Origin of the sequence: Neptunomonas japonica JAMM 1380, from assembly GCF_016592555.1 — a bacterium.
Taxonomy (GTDB): domain Bacteria; phylum Pseudomonadota; class Gammaproteobacteria; order Pseudomonadales; family Balneatricaceae; genus Neptunomonas; species Neptunomonas japonica_A.
Genome location: NZ_AP014546.1, coordinates 2,973,422 through 2,989,453, shown reverse-complemented (window position 1 = coordinate 2,989,453; position 16,032 = coordinate 2,973,422). Strand labels below are relative to the sequence as shown.

The following is a 16,032-nucleotide window of genomic DNA, read 5'->3' as shown; positions in this document are numbered from 1 at the left end:
AATAGACCGAAATGTTATAAAGTAACAGTTTTCGATGATCATGCCCATTAATACAATACTTAAACTTATAAACTATTTTTGTAAGAGGCGTTTTTGGGCGGCTAAATATTCAGGCATTGGGCCGGTGTCCTGAAAAATTTCATCACCATCTTCTATTCGAATAACTTTTTTCCCGGGTATATAAGGCATTTTTGCTTCAAGCTCATTGAGCGCTTCGTGGATGAGTGTAGCAATGATGTCATTTTCAGGAAGCTTATAAACTTCAGCAAGTGCGGCTAACCTAACAACATCACTTTGGTTTATGGAAACGCTGACCTCTGTTTGTTGGCTGACTTTGGATGCGTGGTCTTCCCAAGATTTAAGAAGTTTGGACAGGCTTTGGCTTCCCATGTAATGCTCCGACAGACGGTGAATGTAAAATTAGTATAGCGTTATCTAGTGGTATCGCTAATGCTAAAAATAAGTTTCCTCATAAAATACGGGTGTTTAGTCCTACCTATTTTATTTATAGTGTGTCGAAAAAGTATATAAGTAACAGGTGTTGATAAATGGCAAGTGTTAAGTTTTTAGTGGGATCGACATATGGAAATGCACAACAAGTGGCTGAAGACGCCTCTGATCAATTTGCTGATTTAGGACACCTTGTTAAAGTGATTAGTCGTCCAACGATTGATGATATTTTGGCCTCAGATACTGAAGTAGTTATTATCTGCTCGGCTACGATCGGTGAAGGGGAGATCCCTGATAGTTTATTACCTTTTCATAGCCAGTTGAGCGATCAGTTTCCGCTACTTTCACATATAAAATATGGGGTAATAGCTTTAGGTGACAGCTCCTATGATAATTTTGCGGACGGTGGCCGCCAAATGGATGAGCTGATGACTGAGCTAAAGGCTGTTGCCGTGCAAGATATGTTAATAATCGATGCCTGCGAAACACCCGATCCGGAAGAAGCTGTTATTGAATGGATGAGCCTATTGCACCAAAAAATTTAACGCACTTCAACTTGCCTCTCTTGCTGGTCTAGCCATAAGTTGAGTTCGTTTGCTGGTATAGGTTTGCTGATTAGGTAGCCCTGTAATTGATCACAGTGCTCACCGCTCAAGAACTTTCTTTGTTCTTCTGTTTCAACGCCTTCTGCGCAGACGCTCAAATTTAAGCTATGGCTAAGTGCGATAATGGCCCTAGCAATAGCTTCATCGTTAGGGTCATCGGGAATATCTCTGACCAAAGACTGGTCAATTTTAACTTTTTGGACGGGTAACATCTTCAGATAACTGAGGGATGAATAGCCTGTCCCAAAGTCATCTAATGCTAAGCGAACGCCGAGGTTGCGCAATTCATTAAGCACGGGTTGAGCAGCATCGGCATGCTTCATGACGATGTTTTCAACAATTTCTAATTCTAGTTGGTCGGGGTGTATATCATATTTTTCAAGTAGTTCTTTGACAATATCAACTAACCGGTGGCTTAAAATTTGTTGTCCAGCAATGTTCACCGCAATACGAAAATTTGGATATCCTGATTTTTTCCATTTTTCAGCTTGTGCACAAGCTTGTTCTAGGACCCAGTTGCCGACCTGATTCATCAGACCTATCTCTTCAACAATAGGAAGAAACATACCGGGTGGAATTAGCCCTTCTTTTGGATGTTGCCAGCGTAGCAGAGCTTCAACGCCAGAGATCTTGCCGGTTTCAGCGTTGATTTGTGGCTGATAAAAAACTCTAAATTGGTCTAATGCCAGTGCTCTTCTAAGCTCGGGTTCTAAACGAACCCACTGCTCAATAAATTGTGATTGTTCTGGTTGATAGAATGCATAGTTATTACGTCCGTCATCTTTAGCTTGATGGACTGCTGTATCTGCATTCTTAATCAAGGTTTCACTGTCAAAGCCGTGTTCGGGGTACAGCGAAATGCCAATACTAGCGGTAGTGAAAAAGTTATGTCCATCAAGATCCACAGCGCCTTCTAAGGCGCTAACGATACGCATCGCTATTCTTTCTACTTCCCCTTGATGGGAGCAGTTTTCGATCATAATGGCGAACTCATCCCCCCCTACACGGGCTAACAAATTGTTATCTGCTAATACATTTCGTAAACGGCGGGCAACTTGAATGAGTAATTGGTCTCCTGCTTGGTGCCCCATGGTTTCATTTACGTATTTAAAGCGATCAAGGTCTATCATGAGCACTGCTGTATGCTGCTCATCTTTAGTGTGTTCAATAGCATGGTCTAGGAGTATCTTAAATAGCTGCCTATTGGGTAAATCTGTAAGTGCATCATGCTGGCTCATGTGGCGCAGCTTTGCTTCTGATTCTTTAATATTTGTTACATCAGCCGCGACACTTACATAGTGTGTGAGCTCACCTTGAATGTTATGAACGGCGTTAATATTTAACCACTGAGGATATACAGCACCGTTACTTCGGCGATTCCAAAGCTCTCCCTGCCAAAAGCCTTGTTTTTCAATTGTCTCGTAAATGTTTTCAAAGAACTGAGTTTCATGGCGGCCCGAGTTAAGTAGGGATGGTGTTTTTCCGAGTAGTTCTTCTCTGGAGAAGCCTGTCATCTCGCAGTATGCGCGGTTAACGTCAACAATATGGTTGTTATTATCTGCAACCATTATTCCTTCATTGGTTGATGCAAAGGCAATCCCAGCTAACTCTAGTTGTGCGTTCGCTTCTTTCTCACTACTGATATCTAAAACGATACTATTAATGCGTTTTAATTGTTTGTGTTGATCCCATTCCGGTGTCGAAGCTAAGTGTATCCATTTCATTTGGCCTTGCTGATCAAGTATTCGACACTCCGTTGTCCACAATGAATCATCCGCGCAACGGCTGGTTAAGCACTTAGCGACATTAGCGCGATCATCTTCATGAAGACATTTCCATACCCCACTAAAATGCAGCATTGCTTCTTTAGAGGTGACCCCGCAAAGGTTTTCTATTCCCTCGCTAACATAAGTAAAATATGGGTTGTTCTTTAGGTCGAACTCAGTTTGTAGAACAACCCCAGGGATTGACGAAACTATATGTGAAAAGCGTTGCTCAGAATTTTTTAGGTTGGCATGGCTAATGTGACGTGAAATAGCGATACCAGCAATATGAGCAGCGCTTTCAAGTAAGCGTGCATGGAAAGTAGAAGGGCTTCTTGGTGATGGGCTAGCAATAGAAATACTGCCTATTGGCTTGTGTGCCGACTCATGTAACGGGTAAGACCAGCAGGCGCCAATGTTTTGTGAGTTGGCCAATGTTTGGTGTTTTGCCCAACGGGTATCGGTGAGTGTATTTATTACAAAGACAGGCTGGTCAGAGAAAACAGCAGTGCCACTAGAGTGAGCCTCAGGACCCGGTTGTAAGTGGTTATAAAGCAGGGCTTGCTCTGGTGATACGTTAGGTGCGCTGAGTAAGTCTAGGTAGCCGCGGTTATTCAGCAGCATAATGAACACATGGCATGAGCCCACAATCTGTTCTATTTCCAGGCAAAGGCCATCTAACACTGTTTTCAGTGGTAGATTCAGCGTGATCTTCTCAAGCAAATCTCGCTGCAAAACAAGTAAGCGATTCAAGTCTTGAACAGTAGGTTGCGAATCGCTGTTTGCTATTGTTGGCTCTGGAGAATAATTAATCTTCAGATTGTTAAATGCGTCCATTAATGCTCACTGATAAAAGTACCCTTATACCAATGCAGTATAGTCTGGAATCCTACCTGCTAAGGAATACTGTAATTTATTTAAGTAGGTAACCACGAGCTTTTAAAAAATCAAGCATATGTGGTCGAGCTTCTTTTACCAGCATCCCTGCAATCTGTTCGCTCCAACTCATATCTTTATTGCCGCCCGTTCGCGAAAGATAATAATCACGAATGACTTTATCGTAATCGGCCAAGAGTTCAGAATCTTGAACGTTTGAATAAGAATCTTTTTTTAATACGATAGGTAGCGGTAGACGAGGTTTAACTTCGGGTGACTGATCGGGGTAACCAATGCACATGCCAAAGACAGGATAAACAAGCTCTGGAAGATCTAGCAGGTCACTCACGTCATTCACCTTGTTACGAATGCCGCCGATATAGACAACCCCTAGATCCAAAGACTCAGCTGCAATAGCCACATTTTGCGCAAATAGAGCACAGTCAACAGTAGCAGTGATAAATTGCTCGGTAAAGCCACTTTGCATTTGTTCATTATGTAGGTTGCAAGCCATTTCATGACGTTTCATATCTGCACAAAAAACCAAGAAAGTAGGAGCAGTTTGAACATACTTTTGGTTGCCAGCGTACTCTGCCAGTTTTTCTCTTTTTGATGAGTCTTCGACTTGGATGACAGTGCATGCCTGGATAAAACTAGAAGTTGCGGCTGCCTGTCCGAACGATACTAAGGTGTTGATTACTTCTTGGCTGATAGGTTGTTCTTTGAAAGCGCGAATAGATCGGTGGTTGTTAAGTAGGTCGATGGTCGGGTTCATATAATAGTGCTCTATTTTTTAGATATATGCTGAAAAGTTAAGTTTATTTATTCTGTATTAACATAAGTATAAAGAGGAACAGTGTGTTGTTAAAAGTACGTCTACGTATGAGTGGTATTTTTATTGATTAAGAAAAACGTCGCTTCGGCTAATGCGGAAGCTATATTAATATCGTTACTTGAATGAGGTATGCATTGAGTGGTTATCACGTCGGCAAATTGTTGTAGTTGTGAGAACGCTCCTTCTGCAAAAATACCATGAACTCCTATGCATACAGGGCGTTTCATAGTGGCTAAAGTGAGATGGTTAATAGTTTCTAACATGGTGTTGCCACTTGAAATAATATCGTCGATAAGAACGGGCGTTTTATTTGTATAAGGCGCTAGTTTCGGAGGTGATATTTCAACGAGAGTATCTCCATGGCGTATTTTTTCTAGTATTTGAAAAGGCGCACCAGCTAAGCGGGCAACTTCTGAAACCCATTGTTCGCTCTCCATGTCTGGACCAATTAACAAGGGTGCAGGAATATGTTGTTGAATCCAATGTGCTATTAAAGGCGCGGCAGATACCACGCGAGACCTTAACGTGTATATATCATCAAGCGAGTTATATCGATGTAAATGAGGATCCATTGTTACCAAGAAGTCTAGTGAGGCTGATAAGAGTTTGGCAAATGGACGTGAGCTAACACACTCTCCGCGATTAAACTGTTTATCTTGTCGCATGTAAGGAAGGTATGGTGTGATGAGCCCAACCTGTTTTGCGCCCATCTCTTTTAAGGTCGATGTTAAAAAGAGGAGGCGTAAAATTTTAAGGTCTGGTTGGTAAAGGTTGCAAAAAATAATGACATCTTGATGGTTGCAATCAGTGTGAACACGAAGGTAAGACTCGCCATCAGGAAATTTCCGTTGTTCTAATTCACCTTTCGTGGCTGACAGCGCTTGAGTCAGTTCATCAAAAAGAGACGGGTCAGAATCTAAGTTGAAAATTATCAATGGCATGTCTCTTCTCCATGATCTATCAGGATCATATCTTTGTGTTCTTCAAGAAACTCAACGGCGTAGTTTAATTCACCAATATTGGCAGCATGAATGGTTAATAGAATTTGGTTAATGCTAACTTTTTGACCTATTTTAACAAACAACTCAACGCCCGCTTCAGGATCCGCAGGGGCTCCTGCTAGTTTGGCTGTTTGGGCCAGTTTTCTATTATTTATGGATAAAACGGTCCCTGATGTATGGCATACAATATTATAACGGTATGGCGCAATGGGGGGAGTGTGAAATCCGCCTTGAGCGTGGCAGATTGCTTGAAATTTACGCCAAGCTTCTCCGTTTTCCAAAACGTGTAGGGCCTTAGCGAGTCCTTTGCCAGGTTTAACGTACCCAATCATCTCCAGCATGGCACCAGCAAGCGTACAGGCACGTTTTTTTAAATCTTGGGGTGTATCTGGTCTATTTTGTAAGACGGCAAGAATGTCATAAGCTTCTAAGGCTGGGCCGATGCCTTTTCCAACGGGTTGGGAGCCATCTGATAGTAATACTTGCAGTGATAGTCCAAGATTTTTTGCCACGCTCTTAAAGCTTTCTGCTAGTTGCTCCGCTGCTTCTGATGTACGTATTTTGGCTGTAGTTCCAACGGGAATATCAATTAATACATGAGTAGCTCCGGCAGCAATTTTTTTAGAAAGAACGGAGGCTATTAATTGTCCTTCACTGTCGATATCAAGCGCACGCTCCACTTGAATGAGTAAGTCGTCAGCTGGACTGAGTCGCATCGAGCCTCCCCATGCTAAACAAGCACCTTGTTGATTTACTACGTTGCGCATCATATCTTGGGATAAACAGACATTGGTGAGCGTTTCCATCGTATCTGCTGTGCCTGCGGGTGAGGTAATTGCACGTGATGATGTTTTGGGCATTGTTAGTCCACATGCAGCTAGAATAGGGACGATAATAGGGGTGGTTCTGTTTCCTGGTAGCCCGCCTACGCAATGCTTATCTACGACTAGAGGGAGGTTCCAATCAATAGTACTTCCTGCCTTGATCATGGCATGAGTTAAGGACGTTATTTCATCATTGCTAAGATTTTTATCACCGCATGCCGTCACAAATGCGGCGACATGAACATCGGCATATCGGCCATCAACAATGTCGTTGATAATACTTTGAAAAGCTATTTCGTCGAGTGTGTGGCCATATACTTTGGCTCTGACGTAGGACATCGACTGAACGGGTTTTGGATGAGATAGCCATATTGGATTATCGTTTTGTAAATATAAACGTTGCCAAGCGGGTTCTGAAAATCCAATTTGTCCTTTTTTTAATAGATCACCGGTAACGATATTAAGTGTGGCAATTGCATGGTGCTCTTCTGATGATACCAGTACTCGTGACATCGCAGAGAAGCCTTCAGAGCGACATACTGGGCAGTCTGCGCGAAGATAAATAATTAACTCATGGTGGGTATCAATACCCAGACGTAGGGCTTTTAAGGGTGTCATACGCTCGGGGGTGAAGTGCATTAGATACAAGCTCCAGTACATATGTATATTCTTATCATAGCTAGAAAAACTAAAAAAAGCAGAGCTACTCTAATAGTTCGCTTGTATTGATCTTAGATTCAACCAAGAGTGGATGCCTGCAAGGTAGTTAAGCTGCTATTATTGTTATTATTTTTTTAATTTAATTGGAATGTAAAAACAATGGAACGTCGATATCGATTGGTGCTGGCTTGTCCCGATAGAGTGGGTGTTGTCGCGATGGTGAGTAATTTCATCTCTAGTCATGGCGGTTCAATTACTGATGCAAATCAGCATTCAGACCCTTCAATTGGTTGGTTTTTTATGCGGGTCGAAATTGTTGCGAGCTCTCTGCCTTTTGAATTAGATGAATTAAGAGAGGCGTTCTCACCTATTGCTCAATCTTTTCAGATGGAGTGGCGTATTACCGATTCGGCTGTTCCTAAGCGTGTCATATTGATGGCTAGTCGAGAATCACACTGTTTAGCAGACCTATTATATCGCTTTCATTCCAAAGAATTGTTTTGTGATATTCCCTGCGTGATTTCGAATCATAATGACTTAAGAACAATGGTTGAGTGGCACGATATTCCATACCATCATGTTCCGGTGGATAAAGATAACAAACAAAATCACTTTGATGGGGTCAAATCTCTTATCGATGAATATAACGCTGACGTGATTGTATTAGCACGCTATATGCAGATTTTGCCGCATGAATTATGTGATACATACACTCATCAGATCATCAATATTCACCATAGCTTTTTGCCATCGTTTGCTGGGGCGAAGCCTTATCACCAAGCGCATGATCGTGGAGTTAAATTAATAGGTGCAACATGTCATTACGTTACTCAGGACCTCGATGAAGGCCCTATTATTGATCAAGATGTTATTCGTATAAGTCATCAAGACCAACCAGAAGAGATGGTTAGGCTGGGGCGCGATGTAGAAAAGAATGTATTGTCACGTGGTTTGCGCTGGCATCTGGAAGACCGGATATTAGTGCGTGGAAATAAAACTGTAGTTTTTAACTGAAATCAATACTTGTTGTCTGCTAGCTGCATTACTATATAAACAGGTAAAGTAATGCCGGTAAGGGAAGATTGATATCAGGTTGGAGGATATAGCATGTTAAAATCTGTGAAAGTTCAGGATTATATGGCAACAGGGTTGGTGACTTTTCAGCCTGAGACCGATCTTTTTGAAGCGATCAATAGTTTGTTAAGATATAAGATATCTGGTGCACCGGTTACCAATGCTCAAGGTGAGCTTGTAGGCCTGATCTCAGAGGTTGATTGCTTGAAAGCTATTTTGACGCTTACCTATCACGAAGAAGAGGTTGGTGGGAGTGTTGCTGATTGTATGGCGAAAAATGTAGAAACAGTCAATTACGATGCAAATATCATCGAAGTAGCACGAATTTTCATCGACAAAGGGCGTCGTCGCTTACCTGTTATACGAGAAGGTAAGTTGGTGGGGCAGATTAGTCGCAGTGATATTTTGCGAGCCGTAGAAGAGTTCGCGCAAAACAGTTAATGATACGCTGAACACCACCGATAAGGGTTGTAGTTCAGCAGCAACCCTTTTTGGTACTTGAATGTCGATTACGATCCCTGAAAAACCGTTGTTTATTTACCCATCGCTAGCGCGACAGCTTGGTGTAGAAGCTGCTTTATTGTTTTATGTTTGTCATGAGCAGCTCAGCGTTGCAGGTATCACAGATCAGACGGGTAACACTTCGGTTGTTCTTTCTACTCAGCAATGGCGGCGCGTTACTGAATTTTGGTCGGTAGAAAAAACAGATGAATTGCTGGCTGTTTTATCAGCACAAACTCCCATTCAAGTGATTAAGAATAAAACTGGCTCAGTTCGCGTTACGCAAGCTCCAGCTCATGGAAGGCGTGCGGCTCCTCCTATTATTGATGTTCCCGAGCAGACTATTCAAGCAAATATGTCTATGCCTAGTGTGACAGCACCTGAAGCGAAAGAGTATTCACAAAATAGCTCGTCCAATAATCAGGAAAAAAGCCCCTCGACATCGACATTGCCTGTATTGGAAACGCCTCCTCCATACCCAAGACGTCCTTTGCCTTCACGCAATACCATGCGAGATCGTGGGCCAGCGCCAGCTTTTGGTGGTAGTATCGGGTGGAAAAAGCAGAAAGATGAACTAGAGCAATTATTTGATCGCCATGAAGAAAGAAACCAGCAATTGCATATGATGCAGTTGGGCTGGACTCCTTCTGAAATGTTCTTTTCTATTCTTCCCCGACATCAAATCCCGCGTGAGTTTGTTGAAACGTGTTTAGATGAGTTTATTCTTTATTACATCGATAAAGAGCGTAAAGAGAGTAATTGGGATCAGAAGTTTTTGGCATGGATAAAACGCGAATGGGTTCAAAAGCAGACGCGAGACGCCAGAGAGCAGCGTAACGCACAGCAACGTAACGAACAGCAACGATATACTTCAGGTTCAGGTAAAAATGATGAAAACACCCGCACAGATACTAGGGAAAAACGCAAACGGGTTACAGCAGCCATCATGGACATCAAAGACACCGACTGGTGAGTTGCAATCGTCAGCGAAGCAGACAAAAGCAGCAGACCCTATCGGTGTTGAAACTAAAGCGTTAGTGAATATGATATTTGCTCGATTTATGGCGATTTACGGACATAAATTTAAGAGCTGTTTTGAAACCCAAGATGAAATCAGAATAGCGAAAAGAGAGTGGGCACTGAGTATTGCTGCTTTCACTGAGCCTCAGTTGGTAGCTGCCGTTGATCGCTGTAAAGAAACACTGGCGTGGATGCCTACCATCTCAGAGTTTCTTAAAATTCTCGAAACCATTGGTGCCGGAGATGGAGTGCCGAGTGTTAGGCAGGCCTATATGGAGGCGTGTCGTTATGCGAGTCAGCCAACACAGCATGCTTGGAGCCATCCGGTTGTGTATCATGCTGGACGGGAGACTGAGTGGTTTCGTTTACGCTCAGAAGAGGAGCGAGTCGTTTATCCTGTGTTTGCTTATCATTATGAAATGGTTGCACGTCGGTTTAGAGAGGGGGAGGTACTTGATCAGCCTCATGCCCAAGGAATTACGGATAACCGCGATGCGACTTTATATGCTTTCATTAAAGAATGGAGCCAGTCTCAATCTGTCAGTGAAGAGAAGGCATCTTCATTGCTGTACTATTTGACTAAACCTGAGGGCTCTCGTGCCCGGGTTTTCTATAAAAAGAAAGCCGAGCAAAAAATTAAAGATGAAGGCTTAGATATGACCTTGCCTGAGAGTGGCGATATTAAAGGCTAACCTATTTAGGCGAGCTATTAGTATCGCTCTCAAATGAAGTCCCAAACATTTCCCCAATAGCTTTTGCCAAGCTGTCGCTGCGCTCTGGATTTCTGAAAGCTTGTAGAATCAGTACTCGCATCACTGGAATAAACATTAGGTCTGCCAGTATGCGTGAAAATCCAGTTTGGCCTGCTTCAGAAATGGCTAGCTTTTCAAGATATAAACTTAGTAGCTCTGGATATTGTAGTGATAAGTTGCACCGCGTAGCGATGGCAACAAGTACTTCTGCTTTATGGGCATAGGGTGAAGAGAGCGTTTTTTGAATGGCCGCTTTTTTAAGCTCTTCGCTGTGGCTGTTAGATAGGCCGCGCAATAACGAGGCTAACAAATTAACGTTACCGTCTTGCTCTTGTTGCAATAGTTGCTCTATGCGTTTTGATAATGCCTGTGCAACTCGATGGTCTATCTCAATGTGCTCAAGGCAGGTGCAAAGGGCACTGAGAGGTTCTACAGGTAGTTCAGGTATGGCATTGAGTATATAGGAGTTGTTGTTACCGTCTTCTATACGAGCTGTTAAATCCGCAACACCTTGATAACCAATGGAAGACCAATTATCCCAACCTAGATCGCCACTGAAATAAGCTTTTGTATCCTTGTAAAATTGGCTAGGAGGTTGGTTAATGATGACAGCTGATTGCGCATGGAACATTGCCATTTTCTCTTGCTCTGGCGTAAAAGAAAATGGGTTGTCTTTTAATGCGTCATTGGTTTGGTCTAGGTTTTCTTTTTGTAGCATCTGACTGATGTTTTGCATTAAACGATTTAAAAAGTCATCGCGAACGGCTTGTACTAAAAAGCCTTGCTCATCTAATGGGAATTTTAGAAACCAAACAACGTTTTGTTGCTTATCCTTGGTGTTCCAAAGCATCAGTGCTAGCCAGGCATGGTGTAGGTAAGGTGTTGGGTAAGGAATCATTCCTTGTTCTAGCTTTTCAAATTGTCCGCTGCTGATTTTTGAAATACGACGACCCATATCAAAAATGCGAAATTGTGCTCCGCTATTACGCAGGAGATCACTGATGCTATTGAATTGGGACATGCTAGCCTCGTCATAGATAATAAAAAAACGCTATTTTATCAGTAACAAGAAGGTTGGTCAGCCGCCTAATGGTTTACCTTTTAAGGGTTATTGTTGATTTGTGTGATTAATGCTGATCTATCTGATGTTTGGTGTTTTTCTCAGGTTGTTATATTAGCTTCATTTATGGTGTATAAGCTTAATGAAGATGTTGAAAGCCTTTAAACAAGTAATCGTTATGATCTCGGTGAGCAAGGTGATTAAAAATCATCCTGAAAAGATGTGCCCCGTTACTAATGGCCCTAGTCAGAAACATCATAGCTGCGCTTTCATTGCTATAATGTGAATCGTGCAAGGAATAGAGCTACAGAATGATTTGTGTGGTTTTTTCTATTGAACTGATACGGACTGATAAAAAAAAGCTAAACTAAACAATGTATTAGTATTAAGGACGAGTTAAGGAAATTGAAAGTAGGAATGGTTGCACTTTTTCGCTCAATGTTAGGTAGTTTAAGAGACTTACTGCCTATTATTCTTGTTATTGCCTTTTTTCAGCTATTTGTGCTGCAACAACCTATACCTGATTTTTTAGGATTAGTGATTGGTCTGTTATGTGTAGTGTTAGGGCTGACATTCTTTATTTTTGGCTTAGAAATGGGGTTGTTTCCGATTGGTGAAACAATGGCTCATGCTTTTGCTCGTAAAGGCAGCGTTTTTTGGCTACTGGCTTTTGCTTTTTCGTTGGGGTTTGGTACTACCATCGCAGAACCTGCGTTAATAGCCGTGGCCGCTGAGGCGGCTACAGTTGCTGCAAACGGTGGAATGATAGCAACTGATGATGCTTCCCAAGAAAGTTATGCATCAGGTTTGCGCTTAACAGTTGCCTTTTCTGTGGGGCTGGCGATTGTTTTAGGGGTTCTCAGAATACTGAAAGGCTGGTCTATCCAATGGATGATTATTGGAGGTTACCTGTTAGTTGTTATTATGACTGGTTTAGCGCCCAAAGAAATTATTGGTATTGCCTATGACTCTGGAGGTGTAACGACCTCGACTATTACTGTGCCTTTGGTAACCGCCTTGGGGGTTGGATTAGCGTCTGCTATTGAAGGGCGTAATCCAATGATTGATGGCTTTGGTTTGATCGCATTTGCTTCATTAACGCCGATGATCTTTGTCATGGCTTACGGCATGGTGATTTGATGTTGAGCTTATTAAATGAGTTTTGGATTGTACTTCAGTCGACTGTTAGGGATGTTATCCCAATTGCAGTGATACTGTTTGGCTTTCAGTTTTTAGTTATTCGCCGCCGTATTCCTAACCTTAAAAAAGTCATTATTGGTTTTGCCTACGTATTGGTTGGCTTGGCTTTGTTCTTATTAGGGCTCGAAAAAGCGTTGTTTCCTATCGGTCGCCTTATGGCTGAGCAGCTTACAAACCCAGATTTTCTACGCCAATGGGGGTCATCAGTGGGAGATGTTCTGCATTGGAGCGATTATTACTGGGTGTACATTTTTGCCTTTGCTATTGGCGCGAGTACAACGATAGCTGAGCCTTCCTTAATTGCAGTTGCGATTAAAGCTAATGAAGTGTCAGGTGGCGCAATTGGCGTTTGGGGTTTGCGCTTAGCTGTGGCACTGGGTGTGGCTATAGGAATCTCATTGGGTTCTTGGCGGATTGTCACGGGTTATCCCATTCATTGGTTTATTATCTGCGGTTACATTGTCGTAGTGTTGCAAACTCTGTTTGCTCCTAAGTTAATTATTCCGCTAGCTTATGATTCTGGTGGCGTAACAACCTCTACGGTCACTGTACCTTTGGTCGCTGCATTGGGTCTTGGTTTGGCCGAAACTGTACCGGGACGTAGTGCTTTAATTGATGGTTTTGGTTTAATTGCTTTTGCTAGTTTGTTTCCTATTATTACCGTAATGGGTTACGCGCAAATAATTGAATGGATAGAAAAACGTGCGAAGAAAAATGAGTCTGCTAGTTTGGCTGGCAGCAAGGAGTAAGTAAATGCATTTCAAACTGTTGTTGGTGTTTGTAGAAGATAGTAAAACCGATACTGTGATGAAGGCTGCACGTGAAGCCGGCGCGACGGGAGCAACAATCATTAATAATGCCAGAGGAGAGGGGGTTGTTAAGACCAAAACTTTTTTTGGCTTGTCGCTAGAAACTCAGCGTGATGTGTTGTTGTTTATTGTTGAGGAGCACTTGAGTCGTAAGATTCTCGAAACTATTTCTGATGTGGCAGGTTTTGATGAAGCGCCAGGGCGAGGTATTGCGATTCAGCTAGATGTTGAAGATGCAGTGGGCGTGGCGCATCAAATAGAAGCATTAACCGACGCGGTGGAGGAAGAGCTATGAGTCGTGAGCAGGCCATTGTGCGCGTACGTGATGTTATGACGCAAGATTACGGAATGGTTGATGGTTTGACAACTATTCGCGAGGCATTAGATATTTTTAAGGCTCGAGATGCTTCGGTCCTCATTATTAATAAGCGTCATGATGATGATGAATATGGAATTTTATTGATATCCGATATTGCTAAGAAGGTTGTGGCACAAGACCGTGCCCCTGAGCGTGTTAACGTATACGAAGTGATGGCAAAGCCTGTTGTGGCGGTAGATCCACAGATGGATGTAAAATATTGCGCGAGGCTATTTGAGAGCTTTGGCTTGTCTACGGCCCCAGTTATTCAAGATGGTGCTGTGATGGGTGTGATTAGTTACAACGAAATTGTTTTGGAAGGTTTGCGCTGGTAATTCATGCAAAATGTATTGTTGATGTAAGCTTAAAAATTACAGCGGGCAAGCGTTAGTTGGCTGTCCGCTGTAATCGTCTTCGTGTTAATGAGTTACACGCAAGCAATGATCCAGTTTTAATACTAAGCTAAGTAACATTTTTGTATCGACCTCGACACGTTTGAACGCCTCTTCGGCCATCGAAAACATATCACTTTTACTTGGTAGCGCAGCTCCTGATTTCGCCATTTTTTCTAATTTAGGAAGCATGATCCATTGCATCCACTCACAAAAAGTTAGCGTATCAACACAAAAGGGTTGAGTGCTGCTGAGCGCTTCATTAGACGGTGCCGTCGACTGCCAAAGTCCCTTTAATGTCATCTCTTTTGAGATAGCGTTAAGTATCTCTAAGAGTTTGTTGTGCGGGCTCATGATGCTTGGTTTCTTGCTGCTTTCATTGTGTCGGTAATCATGAAAGCGAGTTCCAATGCTTGTTCGCCATTGAGTCGAGGGTCACAAAAAGTATCATACTGATGAGCTAGGCCTTCCTCTGTAATCTGGAATGCTCCACCGATGCACTCAGTAACATTATTGCCCGTCATCTCTAAGTGAACGCCGCCTGCGTGTGTGCCTTCTGCACGATGAACCGCAAAGAACCCTTGAATTTCAGCCAAAATGGCATCTACGCTGCGAGTCTTATAACCGCTGGTGGCAGTTATAGTGTTGCCGTGCATTGGATCAGAGCTCCATACCACATGTCTGCCCTCACTTTTAACTGTGCGCACCAGCGGCGCTAGCTTTTCAGTGATCTGCTTAGCACCCATACGGGCAATTAATGTTATGCGCCCAGGTAGATTATTCGGATTCAATATATCTAATAAGTGTATAAGGTCATCCGGAGCAGTTGTTGGGCCTACTTTTATGCCGATTGGGTTCTGGACGCCACGCAGGAACTCAACGTGAGCATGATCTGCTTGGCGTGTTCTGTCTCCAATCCATAGCATATGGGCTGAGCAGTCATACCAGTCTTGGCTAATGCTATCTTGGCGCGTGAGTGCTTGTTCATAGCCAAGTAAGAGAGCTTCATGAGATGTGTAGACGGCTGTTTCGTTAATCTGCGAAGTATTTTCTGCATGAATACCGCATGCTTCCATAAAGGCAAGTGTCTGATCTATTTGATCAGCCATGTGTTGGTATTTTTCCCCCAGAGGGCTTTGTTCTACAAAGCCTAAGTTCCAACGATGCACCTGGTGTAGGTCTGCAAAGCCGCCTTGTGCAAAAGCGCGTAGCAGGTTTAGCGTAGCTGCAGACTGGTTATACGCTTTTAATAAGCGCTCAGGATCTGGGACGCGTGCTTCAGATGTAAATGCATTGTCGTTGATGATATCGCCGCGGTAAGTTGGCAGTGTGACGCCATCTTTTGTCTCGGTATCTGAAGAGCGAGGTTTGGCAAATTGCCCAGCCATACGACCGACTTTAATGACAGGTACGCTGCCTGCGAAAGTCATTACGACAGCCATTTGCAATAGTACTTTAAACGTATCACGAATTTTATTGGCATTGAACTCTGTAAATGTTTCGGCGCAATCACCACCTTGAAGTAAAAAGGCTTTACCTTGCGATACCTGTTCAAGCTTTTTGTGTAATGAGCGGATTTCACCCGCAAACACCAAAGGAGGAAAGTCAGACAACTGCTGTTCAACCTGACGTACCTTATCGGCGTCAGCGTAAGCAGGTTGTTGTACAATAGGTTTGTTTCTCCAGCTGTTTGGGGTCCAGATAGTCATGGTGATCCGTCTATATATCAGTGTTTATAAGAGCATCACAGTGTAAGGAATCATCACTAATAAACAAGTGTTGAAGTCATGAAATGTGTTTGTGGTCAGTGGATAGTGTGAATAGTCAGTGTTTGTAGGAGCATAAAGTGTAT

Annotated in this window: 17 protein-coding genes; 9 read left to right on the top strand and 8 right to left on the bottom strand. The window is 42.9% G+C overall.

The annotated features are described in order from the left end of the window. Positions 1-72: 72 nt before the first annotated feature. Positions 73-390, bottom strand: a complete 318-nt coding sequence (locus tag NEJAP_RS13985; RefSeq protein ID WP_201347811.1) for a hypothetical protein — start codon at positions 388-390, stop codon at positions 73-75. A 158-nt stretch (positions 391-548) separates the two neighbouring features. Between NEJAP_RS13985 and NEJAP_RS13980 the strand changes: the two genes are divergently transcribed. After that, a complete protein-coding gene (locus NEJAP_RS13980) occupies positions 549-995 on the top strand; it encodes a flavodoxin domain-containing protein (protein ID WP_201347810.1) in 447 nt (148 codons plus the stop codon). On the opposite strand, the gene NEJAP_RS13975 is transcribed toward NEJAP_RS13980, so the two are convergent. The 4 genes from NEJAP_RS13975 to NEJAP_RS13960 all read right to left on the bottom strand — a co-directional run bounded on the left by NEJAP_RS13975 (position 992) and on the right by NEJAP_RS13960 (position 6,993). After that, complete coding sequence (locus NEJAP_RS13975; RefSeq protein ID WP_201347809.1) at positions 992-3,655, bottom strand: EAL domain-containing protein; 2,664 nt, start codon at positions 3,653-3,655, stop codon at positions 992-994. The genes NEJAP_RS13980 and NEJAP_RS13975 overlap by 4 nt on opposite strands. Before the next feature lie 76 nt (positions 3,656-3,731). Continuing rightward, positions 3,732-4,469, bottom strand: coding sequence for an oxygen-insensitive NADPH nitroreductase (nfsA, locus tag NEJAP_RS13970; protein ID WP_201347808.1), 738 nt, complete (start codon positions 4,467-4,469; stop codon positions 3,732-3,734). A 101-nt stretch (positions 4,470-4,570) separates the two neighbouring features. Further along, a complete protein-coding gene (locus NEJAP_RS13965) occupies positions 4,571-5,470 on the bottom strand; it encodes a ribose-phosphate pyrophosphokinase (RefSeq protein WP_201347807.1) in 900 nt (299 codons plus the stop codon). Next, a complete protein-coding gene (locus tag NEJAP_RS13960; RefSeq protein WP_201347806.1) occupies positions 5,461-6,993 on the bottom strand; it encodes a thymidine phosphorylase family protein in 1,533 nt (510 codons plus the stop codon). Before NEJAP_RS13960 ends, NEJAP_RS13965 begins: the two co-directional genes overlap by 10 nt. 180 nt (positions 6,994-7,173) lie before the next feature. Between NEJAP_RS13960 and purU the strand changes: the two genes are divergently transcribed. From purU to NEJAP_RS13940, 4 genes are all read left to right on the top strand, one after another. Continuing rightward, complete coding sequence (purU, locus tag NEJAP_RS13955; protein ID WP_201347805.1) at positions 7,174-8,028, top strand: formyltetrahydrofolate deformylase; 855 nt, start codon at positions 7,174-7,176, stop codon at positions 8,026-8,028. Positions 8,029-8,121: 93 nt separating this feature from the next. Then, a complete protein-coding gene (locus tag NEJAP_RS13950; RefSeq protein ID WP_201347804.1) occupies positions 8,122-8,529 on the top strand; it encodes a CBS domain-containing protein in 408 nt (135 codons plus the stop codon). A gap of 61 nt (positions 8,530-8,590) precedes the next feature. Beyond that, a complete protein-coding gene (locus tag NEJAP_RS13945) occupies positions 8,591-9,562 on the top strand; it encodes a DnaT-like ssDNA-binding domain-containing protein (protein ID WP_201347803.1) in 972 nt (323 codons plus the stop codon). After that, a complete protein-coding gene (locus NEJAP_RS13940; protein ID WP_236590941.1) occupies positions 9,480-10,301 on the top strand; it encodes a replication protein P in 822 nt (273 codons plus the stop codon). Before NEJAP_RS13945 ends, NEJAP_RS13940 begins: the two co-directional genes overlap by 83 nt. A gap of 1 nt (position 10,302) precedes the next feature. On the opposite strand, the gene NEJAP_RS13935 is transcribed toward NEJAP_RS13940, so the two are convergent. Beyond that, on the bottom strand, positions 10,303-11,382 hold the full coding sequence (locus NEJAP_RS13935; protein WP_201347802.1) for a DUF3549 family protein: 1,080 nt from the start codon (positions 11,380-11,382) through the stop codon (positions 10,303-10,305). 456 nt (positions 11,383-11,838) lie between these two features. On the opposite strand from NEJAP_RS13935, the gene NEJAP_RS13930 reads away from it, so the two are divergent. The 4 genes from NEJAP_RS13930 to NEJAP_RS13915 are packed head-to-tail and all read left to right on the top strand — an operon-like array spanning position 11,839 to position 14,123. After that, on the top strand, positions 11,839-12,561 hold the full coding sequence (locus NEJAP_RS13930; RefSeq protein ID WP_236590940.1) for a DUF1538 domain-containing protein: 723 nt from the start codon (positions 11,839-11,841) through the stop codon (positions 12,559-12,561). Next, the gene (locus NEJAP_RS13925; RefSeq protein ID WP_201347801.1) at positions 12,561-13,370 is read left to right on the top strand and encodes a DUF1538 domain-containing protein; all 810 of its coding nucleotides are present in this window, start codon (positions 12,561-12,563) and stop codon (positions 13,368-13,370) included. The genes NEJAP_RS13930 and NEJAP_RS13925 overlap by 1 nt, the downstream gene beginning before the upstream one ends. 4 nt (positions 13,371-13,374) lie before the next feature. Further along, a complete protein-coding gene (locus NEJAP_RS13920; RefSeq protein ID WP_028471445.1) occupies positions 13,375-13,725 on the top strand; it encodes a P-II family nitrogen regulator in 351 nt (116 codons plus the stop codon). Beyond that, positions 13,722-14,123 carry a CBS domain-containing protein gene (locus NEJAP_RS13915; RefSeq protein WP_201347800.1) on the top strand — a complete coding sequence of 134 codons (402 nt, stop codon included), beginning with the start codon at positions 13,722-13,724 and terminating at the stop codon, positions 14,121-14,123. Before NEJAP_RS13920 ends, NEJAP_RS13915 begins: the two co-directional genes overlap by 4 nt. An 84-nt stretch (positions 14,124-14,207) precedes the next feature. Here NEJAP_RS13915 and NEJAP_RS13910 read toward each other — a convergent pair whose 3' ends face one another. Continuing rightward, on the bottom strand, positions 14,208-14,534 hold the full coding sequence (locus NEJAP_RS13910) for a YqcC family protein (RefSeq protein ID WP_201347799.1): 327 nt from the start codon (positions 14,532-14,534) through the stop codon (positions 14,208-14,210). After that, positions 14,531-15,889: a class II 3-deoxy-7-phosphoheptulonate synthase gene (locus tag NEJAP_RS13905; protein ID WP_201347798.1), complete on the bottom strand. Its 1,359-nt coding sequence runs from the start codon at positions 15,887-15,889 to the stop codon at positions 14,531-14,533. Before NEJAP_RS13905 ends, NEJAP_RS13910 begins: the two co-directional genes overlap by 4 nt. Positions 15,890-16,032 lie beyond the last annotated feature (143 nt).